12 protein-coding genes are annotated in these 9,079 nt (G+C 72.9%); 7 read left to right on the plus strand and 5 right to left on the minus strand.

Annotation, left to right across the window (positions count from 1 at the left end):
• Window positions 1-2 precede the first annotated feature (2 nt).
• The 5 genes from IEZ06_RS17560 to IEZ06_RS17580 all read left to right on the plus strand — a co-directional run bounded on the left by IEZ06_RS17560 (window position 3) and on the right by IEZ06_RS17580 (window position 3,488).
• The gene (locus tag IEZ06_RS17560; RefSeq protein WP_189237782.1) at window positions 3-1,214 is read left to right on the plus strand and encodes a DUF4032 domain-containing protein; all 1,212 of its coding nucleotides are present in this window, start codon (window positions 3-5) and stop codon (window positions 1,212-1,214) included.
• A 152-nt stretch (window positions 1,215-1,366) separates the two neighbouring features.
• Window positions 1,367-1,747 carry a roadblock/LC7 domain-containing protein gene (locus IEZ06_RS17565; protein WP_189237783.1) on the plus strand — a complete coding sequence of 127 codons (381 nt, stop codon included), beginning with the start codon at window positions 1,367-1,369 and terminating at the stop codon, window positions 1,745-1,747.
• Window positions 1,748-1,750: 3 nt separating this feature from the next.
• Window positions 1,751-2,641 carry a DUF4388 domain-containing protein gene (locus IEZ06_RS17570; protein WP_189237784.1) on the plus strand — a complete coding sequence of 297 codons (891 nt, stop codon included), beginning with the start codon at window positions 1,751-1,753 and terminating at the stop codon, window positions 2,639-2,641.
• 64 nt (window positions 2,642-2,705) lie between these two features.
• Window positions 2,706-3,104: a roadblock/LC7 domain-containing protein gene (locus IEZ06_RS17575; RefSeq protein ID WP_084009027.1), complete on the plus strand. Its 399-nt coding sequence runs from the start codon at window positions 2,706-2,708 to the stop codon at window positions 3,102-3,104.
• Between the two features lie 12 nt (window positions 3,105-3,116).
• Window positions 3,117-3,488: a hypothetical protein gene (locus tag IEZ06_RS17580; RefSeq protein WP_189237785.1), complete on the plus strand. Its 372-nt coding sequence runs from the start codon at window positions 3,117-3,119 to the stop codon at window positions 3,486-3,488.
• Window positions 3,489-3,545: 57 nt separating this feature from the next.
• Here the strand turns inward: IEZ06_RS17580 and IEZ06_RS17585 are convergent, their stop codons facing one another.
• Together IEZ06_RS17585 and IEZ06_RS17590 are read right to left on the minus strand one after the other, a co-directional pair.
• Window positions 3,546-4,400, minus strand: a complete 855-nt coding sequence (locus IEZ06_RS17585; protein WP_189237786.1) for an alpha/beta fold hydrolase — start codon at window positions 4,398-4,400, stop codon at window positions 3,546-3,548.
• Window positions 4,401-4,630: 230 nt separating this feature from the next.
• A complete protein-coding gene (locus IEZ06_RS17590; RefSeq protein ID WP_229798283.1) occupies window positions 4,631-5,521 on the minus strand; it encodes a DUF4253 domain-containing protein in 891 nt (296 codons plus the stop codon).
• A 269-nt stretch (window positions 5,522-5,790) separates the two neighbouring features.
• Here IEZ06_RS17590 and IEZ06_RS17595 point away from each other — a divergent pair, with 269 nt between their 5' ends.
• Window positions 5,791-6,132, plus strand: a complete 342-nt coding sequence (locus IEZ06_RS17595; protein ID WP_189237787.1) for an ArsR/SmtB family transcription factor — start codon at window positions 5,791-5,793, stop codon at window positions 6,130-6,132.
• On the opposite strand, the gene IEZ06_RS17600 is transcribed toward IEZ06_RS17595, so the two are convergent.
• The 3 genes from IEZ06_RS17600 to IEZ06_RS17610 are packed head-to-tail and all read right to left on the minus strand — an operon-like array spanning window position 6,062 to window position 8,447.
• Window positions 6,062-7,918 carry a SulP family inorganic anion transporter gene (locus IEZ06_RS17600; RefSeq protein ID WP_189237788.1) on the minus strand — a complete coding sequence of 619 codons (1,857 nt, stop codon included), beginning with the start codon at window positions 7,916-7,918 and terminating at the stop codon, window positions 6,062-6,064. The two genes, IEZ06_RS17595 and IEZ06_RS17600, sit on opposite strands and share 71 nt — an antisense overlap.
• Window positions 7,915-8,250 (minus strand): ArsR/SmtB family transcription factor, encoded by a 336-nt coding sequence (locus IEZ06_RS17605; RefSeq protein WP_189237840.1) that lies wholly within the window; start codon window positions 8,248-8,250, stop codon window positions 7,915-7,917. The genes IEZ06_RS17600 and IEZ06_RS17605 overlap by 4 nt, the downstream gene beginning before the upstream one ends.
• A gap of 2 nt (window positions 8,251-8,252) precedes the next feature.
• Window positions 8,253-8,447 carry a hypothetical protein gene (locus IEZ06_RS17610; protein ID WP_189237789.1) on the minus strand — a complete coding sequence of 65 codons (195 nt, stop codon included), beginning with the start codon at window positions 8,445-8,447 and terminating at the stop codon, window positions 8,253-8,255.
• Between the two features lie 330 nt (window positions 8,448-8,777).
• Here IEZ06_RS17610 and IEZ06_RS37215 point away from each other — a divergent pair, with 330 nt between their 5' ends.
• On the plus strand, window positions 8,778-8,948 hold the full coding sequence (locus tag IEZ06_RS37215; RefSeq protein ID WP_084009001.1) for a DUF3073 domain-containing protein: 171 nt from the start codon (window positions 8,778-8,780) through the stop codon (window positions 8,946-8,948).
• Window positions 8,949-9,079 lie beyond the last annotated feature (131 nt).

Raw genomic sequence — 9,079 nt, forward strand, 5'->3', positions numbered from 1 at the left:
CGATGCCCCTCCAGCTGACCGGCTCCCCCGACCCGGACCTGCTCCGCCTGCCGTGGGACGTGCCCCTGGAGAAGTGGCCGGAGCACCGCCTGGTCTCGCTGCCGCGCGGCATCTCCCGGCACGTGGTGCGCTTCGCCCGGCTCTCCGGCCGGGTCTACGCGATCAAGGAGATCAGCGAGCACTACGCCCGGCGGGAGTACCGCCTGCTGTGGGACCTGCACCGGCTGGACACCCCCGCGGTGGAGCCGGTGGCGTACGTCACCGGCCGGACCGGCGCCGACGGCGAGCCGCTGGACTCCGCGCTGATCACCCAGCACCTGCAGTTCTCCCTGCCCTACCGGGCCGTCATGTCCGGGACCATCCGGCCCGACACCCTCAACCGGCTGCTCGACGCCCTGGCGGTCCTGCTCGTCCGGCTCCACCTGAACGGCTTCTACTGGGGCGACTGCTCGCTGTCGAACGTGCTGTTCCGCCGGGACGCGGGCTCCTTCGCCGCCTACCTGGTCGACGCCGAGACCGGCGAGCTCCACCCGATGATCAGCGAGGGGCAGCGCCGGCACGACATCGACGTCGCGCACACCAACCTCTACGGCGAGATGCTCGACCTGGAGGCCGGCGGCCTGCTCCACCCCTCCATCGACCCGGAGGAGGTGGCCGACTCGGTCTGCTCGCGCTACCACGCGCTCTGGGGCGAGCTCACCTCCGACGAGATCATCGAGGAGGTCGACTGGCACATGATCGACCAGCGGATCCGCCGGCTGAACTCCCTCGGCTTCGACGTCGCCGAGATGATGGTCCGCCGCAAGGCGGGCACCGGCCGGCTGATCGTCCGGCCCAAGGTCGTGGACGCCGGCCACCACCAGCGCAGGCTGCTCCGCCTCACCGGCCTGGACGTGGAGGAGAACCAGGCCCGGCGGCTGCTCAACGACCTCGACTCCTTCCGCGTCTCGTACGGCCTGCGCCACGAGGACGAGGCGATCGTGGCCCACCGCTGGCTGGCCGAGGTGTTCCAGCCGACGGTCGAGGCCGTCCCGGAGGAGATGCGGCGCAAGCTGGAGCCCGCCCAGCTCTTCCACGAGGTGCTCGACCACCGCTGGTACATGTCCCAGGAGGCGGGGGGAGATGTCGGCCTGCAGACCGCCGTGCAGTCTTATGTGAAGAACATTCTCATCTTCAAGCCGGACGAGAAGGCACTTATCTCCGAAGATCAGTAGACGGTATTGCACGCGGGGTGCACTTCCTTCTACCTGGTGGATGAAAACTCCTCCTCCGCACATCTCCATTTTTAATAGGACACATAACCCCCTCGGGAATTCCCTACTCTGGCCGGGCGACGTTTTCCGCAGTCGTCGGCGAGGGAGTTCGAGTGCTCGGAATCGAAGAGTGCCTGACCGAGGTGATGGCCATCCCCGGCGCACTGGAAGCGATCCTGATCGACCAGACCAGCGGGATGGCCGTGGCGACCGGCGGCGGCAGCCGCCACCTGGACGCGGAGAAGTCCGCGGCCGGTCTCAGCGGGACCCTCCAGGCGACCCTGGACGGGCTCGCCGCGACCTCCCCCACCGGCACGGTCCGCGTCAACGAAATGATCATCACTGCGGACGATGGGCATCATTTACTGAAACCTCTGGAAACAGTTTTCGATGGCCCATTAGTGATATATGTCCGACTCGATCCCGACCGTTCGAATCTGGCCCTGGCCCGCCACCGGCTCCAGGCGCTTTCCGGCCGACTCATAACGACGTGAGCCATGCCGACCGCCGAGAGCGTCCTGTGCGGACTCGCCGACGACCGGGCGACCGGCGCCCTGCGCCTGGGGAAGGCCGGGGTGTTCTACCTCACCGGCGGCCGGGTCACCTACGCCGAGAGCGCCTGCTGCCCCCGGGCCGAGGACCTGCTCGTCGCCGGCGGCCGGATCTCCGCGCACGCCGTACGGCAGGCCAGGCAGGCCGCGTCGGCGGAGCGGCCGGGCGGCGACCTGCTGGTCGACCGGGGCCTGCTCACCCGGGGCGAGCTGGAGTTCTGCGTGCTGGGCGCGGTGCTCGACGCCGCGTTCTTCCTGTTCGACGCCACCGGCGTCCGGATGCGGTTCCGCCCGGAGGACCGGCACTGGCTCGGACCCCAGTGGTATTTCGACGTGACCGGACTGCTCCGGGAGCACGGGCGAAGGAGGGCACAGTTGGACCAGGCCTGGCCATCCGCCGAGCTGGACACCCTTCCCGTCGTCCCGCTGGCGCGCATCCCCGCCCAGCAGGTCATGCTCACCTCCCTCCAGTGGGAGGTCCTGGTCGGCGCGGACTCCTCGGCGACCCCCGCCGACCTGGCCCGCAAGCTGGGCCGTCCCGCCTACTCGGTGCTGCTGGCCGTACGGCAGCTCGGCGCGGCGGGGCTGCTGCACCGGCCGGAGCCGCCGCCCGAGGCTCCGGCATCCGCTCCGACGGCTCCGTCCGGGGTCCTCCCCCGGCGGGCCGGCGGCGCCGCCCGCGCCGGGACCGCCCCGGAGGACGGGACCGCCCCCGGGGCCGAGGCCGGAGCGGTCCGGCCGCGGCCGTCCCCGGAGTGGCTCCCCTCCGCCACGGGGGACCCCACCGACGTGAACCTGCTCATCCGGCTGAGGAACGCATTGGAGGCGCTCGCATGAGGTCGGTCTCGTGCCGCTGACCCTGAGGCTGCGGACGCTGAAGCTGATCGGAAGGAGGATGCCCGTGGAACTGCGTGACGAGGTGTACCGGGAGATGGTCCTGCTGCGCCGGCGCATGCCCGACGTGGACGGCAGCGTCGCGTGCAGCGTGGACGGCCTGGTGATCGCCGGCGACATGGCCGGCAGCGTCGAGCAGACCGGCGCGCTCTCCTCCGCCCTGCTGGCCCTCAGCCGCCGGATGACCGGCCTCATCGGCAAGGGCGCCCTGGAGGAGACCCTGATCTCCGGCACCAACGGCTACGCGGCCTTCTACGCCGCCGGCCCCAAGATCGTCCTCGCGGTCACGGCCCGCCCGGGCACCAACCTCGGGCTGCTGCGACTGGAGGGCCGCCGGACGGCGGCGAACCTGGCCGCCATCGGCGAACGCATGTCGGCAACGACCAGACCCTCGACAACACAGTGATCGGAGAGACCAATGGCCAGCATGGACGTGTCCCTCAAGGAGATGATGGCGATCGACGGCGCCGTCGGCGCGGTGGTCGTGGACTACAACAGCGGGATGGCCCTGGGCGCGCTCGGGGGGTCCAAGGACCTCGACCTCCAGGTCGCGGCGGCGGGCAACACCGAGGTCGTCAAGGCCAAGCTGCGGACCATGGAGTCGCTGGGCCTCAAGGCCACCATCGAGGACATCCTCATCACCCTCACCGACCAGTACCACATCATCCGGCCGATCACCGGCCGGGGCGGCAAGGGGCTCTTCCTCTACCTCGCGCTCGACCGCGGCCGCGCCAACCTGGCGCTGGCCCGGCACAACCTGCGCGGCATCGAGGAGAAGCTCGAAGTCTGAACCTCCGGCCGCGGCGTGCGCCCCGGGAGGCGCGGGCCGCGGCCGGAGCCGCGGGGCCTAGCGCTCCGCGGCGGCGGTCAGGCCGCCGATCTCGGCGGCGAACTCCGGCCAGAGCGGGCGCGGCAGGTCGTGCCCCATGCCCGGGTAGGTGACCAGCCTGGCGCCGGGCACGGCGTCCGCCGTGGCGATCCCGCCGGACAGCGGCACGAGCCGGTCCTGCTCCCCGTGCAGGACCAGGGTCGGCACCGACAGCTCCTTGAGCAGCGGCGCGCGGTCGCCCGAGGCGATGATCGCGGCGAGCTGCCGGGCCACCCCGGCGGGGTCGTAGGCGCGGTCGTAGCTCAGGCCCGCGAGCCGGGCGACCCGGTCGGCGTCGAAGGGGTAGCCCGGCGAACCGATGACCTTCCAGGTCTCCAGGGCCCGCGCGATCGCGGTCTCCCGGTCGGGCGAGGGCGGCGACATGAGCGCCGCCATGGCCTCCTCGGTGGGCGGGGCGGCCTGCGGGCTGGGCGTGGACATGATCGAGGTCAGGCTGCGCACCCGGTCCGGGTGGCGGATGGCCACCGCCTGGGCGATCATCCCGCCCATGGAGACGCCGGCCACGTGCGCCGACTCCAGGCCGAGCGCGTCGAGCAGCCCGGCGGCGTCGTCGGCCATGTCGCCGAGCAGGTACGGCGCGTCCCCGCCGAAGGAGGGCGTGCCCGCGTCGTGGAAGTGGGTGGACTCGCCCACGTCCCGGTTGTCGAACCGGATGACGTGGTGGCCCCCGTCCGCGAGCAGCGTGCAGAACCCCTCGTCCCAGTGGATCATCTGGGAGCCCAGCCCCATGATCAGGAGCAGCGGGCGGTCGTCGGGAGACCCGAAGGTGTCGTAGGCGATCTCGATGCCGTTCGCCGAGGCGCGCAGAGCCATGTCACTCCTGCCGTGCTTGTCCGTCGGAACAGAATCTCATTCTAGAAGCGCGGCGACAAGAGCCGTGTTCTGTTCACGATCGCGAGCGCGGCGACGGCCCCGGCGGCCTCCCCGCACCGGACGGGCCGGACGGGCGGGGCGGAGCGGACGGCACCCGGTCCCGCCGGACGGGCGGGCCGGGATGGACGGCACCCGGGCCCGCCGGAACGCCCGGTCGTTCCAGCGAGGGCTCAGTCCCACCAGAACGACCAGGCGTTCCTGCCCATGATCTGCTCGGCGTAGTCGATCAGCGTCCCGGCTCCCTGCACGATGCTGTCGGGGCAGAACGTCCAGTGCTCGGCGGCCACGTGCAGGGCGTGCTCCCGCGTGACCGGAGGGGCCGCGACGCTCAGGTCCAGGGTGTTGAAGCCCATGCCGACCACCCGCGCGCCGAACCGGTCCTCCCAGCTGCGCACCACGGCCGCCAGCGGGACCATCCACTCGTTGTGGTTCAGCGCGCCCTGCCAGCCCATCGCCGCCAGCGCGTCGGCCCCCCGGTCCACGGCCACCAGGCCGAGGGGGGTACGGCGCTCGGCCACGAGCCCGGCGTACCAGTCGGCGACCACGTCGGGGTCCGCCATCGGCGTCCCCGGCCCGGCCGGACCGGGGCACCGCGGGCCGAACGGGTCCAGGATCTCCAGCTGCCCGGGATGGGCCTTCTCGATCCAGTCGGCCCACACCTCGGCCATGAACGCGGCGGTGTTGTAGTTGTCGATCTCGGCGGGGGTGTCCGGGGCGATCTGGCCCGCCGTCCACGGCTGGACGGTGTCCTCCAGCAGCACCGGCCACAGGCCCGAGTGCGGGTGCTCGGCCCGCAGTCTGGTCCACAGCTCGGCGGAGACGACCGCGTCGCTGAGCCAGAACGCCGGCTGGTGGTACGAGGTCGTCAGCAGCGACGTGTAACCGGGGTCGGGCCAGACCAGGTCTCCGGTCGGCAGCTCGACCGCGAGGGTCCGCCCCTCGCCGCCGTCGGCGAACAGCTGCCCCAGCAACGGCGGAAGCCGCTCACGCTCGCAGTCACCCATCTCAACCGTCCCGATCCCGACCACGCCCCAATTTTGCCTGCCGGTCGCCACGCGCACGGCGGAAGCCACCGATGCCCGGCCAGGGACAACTCGCCATAATTCCATCTACCAGCGGAGTGCCGTCCCGCGGAGGCGTCTTCCCCGGGTGCGGCGTTGCTAAAGTTGGCAATTGCCCGGAGTGCCGGGGCGTGCGGGAGGCGGTTCCGGCACGGTGACCGCTCCGGCGCCCGCCGGGCTCCGGGCGGTGCGGCGTCCGCGCGGGCCCCGTACGGACGTCCGCGGCGGGGCCGCGGGAGACGGCAGTGCCACGGGAGGGAGGTGCCGCGGTGAGCGCACCGCTGTACCAGCTGAAGGCGGAGTTCTTCAAGACGCTCGGGCACCCCTCGCGCATCCGGGTGCTGGAGCTCCTCAGCGAACGCGAGCACTCCGTCGCGGAGATGCTCCCCGAGGTCGGCATAGAGCCGGCGCACCTGTCGCAGCAGCTGGCGGTGCTCCGGCGGGCGAACCTCGTCGCGGCCCGCAAGGAGGGCTCCACCGTCTACTACTCGCTGACCCATCCCGGCCTCGCCGACCTCCTCGCCGTGGCCCGGTCCATCCTCACCGGTGTGCTGTCCGGGCAGGCGGAGCTCCTGGAGGACCTGCGGGCCTCGGCCCGCGAGCGGAGGTGAGCAGCCCCCTGGCGTGGGCGATGGCCGCCGGGGTGCCGGGGAAGACCAGGCCGTCGCGGCGCAGGTGCTCGGCGACGCCGAGCGCGGCCAGGACCTGGTCGTGGCCCGGCCGGATCCCCGAAAGCAGCACCGTGATGCCGCGGCCCTCCAGACGGGTGATCGCGTCGCCGAGGACCTGCGCGCCGGTGGCGTCGAGGGTCGAGACGCGGGACATCCGCAGGATCACCACCCGCACGTCGGAGATCTCCGACAGCTCCAGCAGGAAGCGGTGCGCGGCGGCGAAGAACAGGGGCCCGTCGAACCGGTAGGCGACGATGTGCTCCTCCAGCAGCCGCCGCTCCTCCTCACCGTGGTCGCCGGTCTCCAGCGGCACCTGCTCCACCTGGGCGGTCCTGGCGATCGCGCGCAGCGCCAGGACGATCGCCACGCCGATGCCGACGGCGACGGCCGTCACCAGGTCGAGCGCGACGGTGACGGCGAACGTGAGGATCATGACGATCGCGTCGCCGCGCGTCGCCCGGGCGATCGCGCGCAGGGAGCCGACCTCCACCATCCGCACGGTCGTGGCCAGCAGCACTCCGGCGAGCGCCGCCAGCGGGATGCGCCCGACGAGCCCGGAGGCGGCCAGCACGATCACCGCCAGCACGACCGCGTGGCTGAGCGAGGCCAGGCGCGAGCGGGCGCCGGAGCGCACGTTGACGGCGGTCCTGGCGATCGCGGCGGTGGCCGGGACGCCGCCGAACAGCGGCGCGGCCAGGTTCGCGATCCCCTGGCCGAAGAGCTCCCGGTCGGGGTCGTGCTTCTCGTTGACGCTCATCGCGTCGGCGACCGAGGCGCACAGCAGGCTCTCCAGCGCGGCCAGCGCGGCCACGGCCAGCGCGGCCGGGATCAGCGCGGTGATCGCGCCGAGGTCCAGGAAGTCGAGGGAGGGCGCGGGCAGCCCGGCGGGGAGCGCTCCGATCCGGGCCACGTCGAGCCCGGCGAGTTCGGCCACCAGGGTGGCCAGCACCACGCCGACCAGCGAGAACGGCACGCCGGGCCGCCGGCGGGCGCCGACCAGCATGAGCGCGGCCACGGCGAGGGCCATGAGCAGGGGGGCGGGGGCCGGGGCCGCGGCGTACGCGGCGACGGCTCCGGCCGCCACCTGCCAGACCCGCTCGCCGTCGATCCCCGCCACTCCGAGCGCCGCGGGGACCTGCTGCAGCGCGATCACCACGGCGATCCCGGCGGTGAAGCCCTCGATGACCGAGGTGGGCATGAAGCGGATGTAGCGGCCGACCCTCGCCACGGCGAGCCCGATGAGGATCACCCCGGCCAGCAGCCCGACCGTCAGCACCCCGCCCGCGCCGAACTGATGCACGATCGGCACCAGCACCACGGTCATCGCCCCGGTGGGGCCGGAGACCTGCAGGTTGCTCCCGCCGAAGACCGCCGCCAGCACCCCCGCCACGACGGCGGTCGCCAGCCCGGCCGAGGCGCCCAGGCCGGAGCTGACCCCGAAGGCCAGCGCGAGGGGCAGCGCCACGACCGCCACGGTCAGTCCGGCCAGCAGGTCCCGGCGCGGGTTCCGGCGGGCCGGCGCCCAGTCCGAGCGGCGAGGCAGCAGACCGGTCAAGCGGTCGCGCAGCAGCGCACCGGCCGAGGCCGCACCGGGGGCCGGACCCGGGGCCGCACCGAGGGCCGGGCCCGGGGCCGTACCGGGGGCCGCGTCGGGGGCCGGGCCGGTGACCGGTCCGGGGGCCGCGTCGGGGGCCGGGCCGGTGACCGGTCCGGGGGCCGTGCTCATCTGCGGGCCTCGGCGCGCAGCTCGGCCAGGAGTTCTCCCTGCCCTGCCAGGAGGTCGGCGAGGATCCGCCGCGCCGCGACCAGCAGCTCCGCCACGTCCGGGGTGGACAGGGCGTAGACGACGGTGGTCCCCTCCCGCGTGGCGCTCACGATCCCGGCCCGGCGCAGCACCGCCAGCTGCTGGGAGAGGTTGGAGGCCTCGACGTCGACCTCGGCGAGGAGGTCCCGGACCGGCAGCGGACCGGTCTGGAGCAGCTCCAGCACCCGGATGCGGACCGGGTGCCCGAGCGTGCGGAAGAACTCCGCCTTGGCCTGGTTGAGCGGCACCGCCATGATCATGCCGTTTCGTCGGCGGGCGCGCCGACCCCCTGCCGCACCTCGACGCCGTGCTGCCCGGCGATGCGCAGCAGGTTGTCCAGCCGACCGGACAAAACCTCGACCGCGTGGTCGTCGTGCGCCTGGCGCACGAGCCGCAACTCCGCGTCGACCTCGTCGATACGTGCCAGCAACTCAGCCGTGAACTCGCTCATGCATCCTGCTTCCCGTGGACTTCCGGTGGACTTCCCGTGGACCGGCACCGGCGCGCCGGTGCCCGGACGGCGGAAACATGCTACTTACAAACTCGCCAATTGCGTAATTCTTCAAGTCGTAAGGGGCTTGGGTAAGATGACGGCGGTGGTCCGCTCCCGGAGGTCTCCCCCGCCGGCCCAGGTCCCGATCCGGATCAGGTCAGGACCGGGCGGGGCACGCCGGGTAAGGTCACCGGCGAGCGAGGACCGGCCCGGGATACCGGGCCGCGCTGGCCCGCGATGCGACAATGACGAGAGGCCGGGCACGGTCTACGTGAGGGAGTGCAGCCAATGGGACGGGGTCGCGCCAAGGCGAAGCAGACGAAGGTCGCTCGCCAGCTGAAGTACAGCAGTCACCACATCGATCTCGAGCGGCTGCGTGAGGAGCTCGGCTCCGGAGACGACCGCGCGCAGGACCGCCCCGAGACCGACGCCCCCGCGGGGGAGCCGGCCGACAGGTAGCGGCCGGGAGGACGCAGGGCGGGCGGCGGGTCCCAGGACCCGCCGCCGCCCGCGTTTCAGCACTCTCGCGTCCCCCGTTCTCGCGGGCGGGATCGGCCTGCCGGTCCCACGGCCAGCCGGCGTCGCGGCGA

Origin of the sequence: Planomonospora antibiotica, from assembly GCF_014647955.1 — a bacterium.
Lineage (GTDB): Bacteria > Actinomycetota > Actinomycetes > Streptosporangiales > Streptosporangiaceae > Planomonospora > Planomonospora parontospora.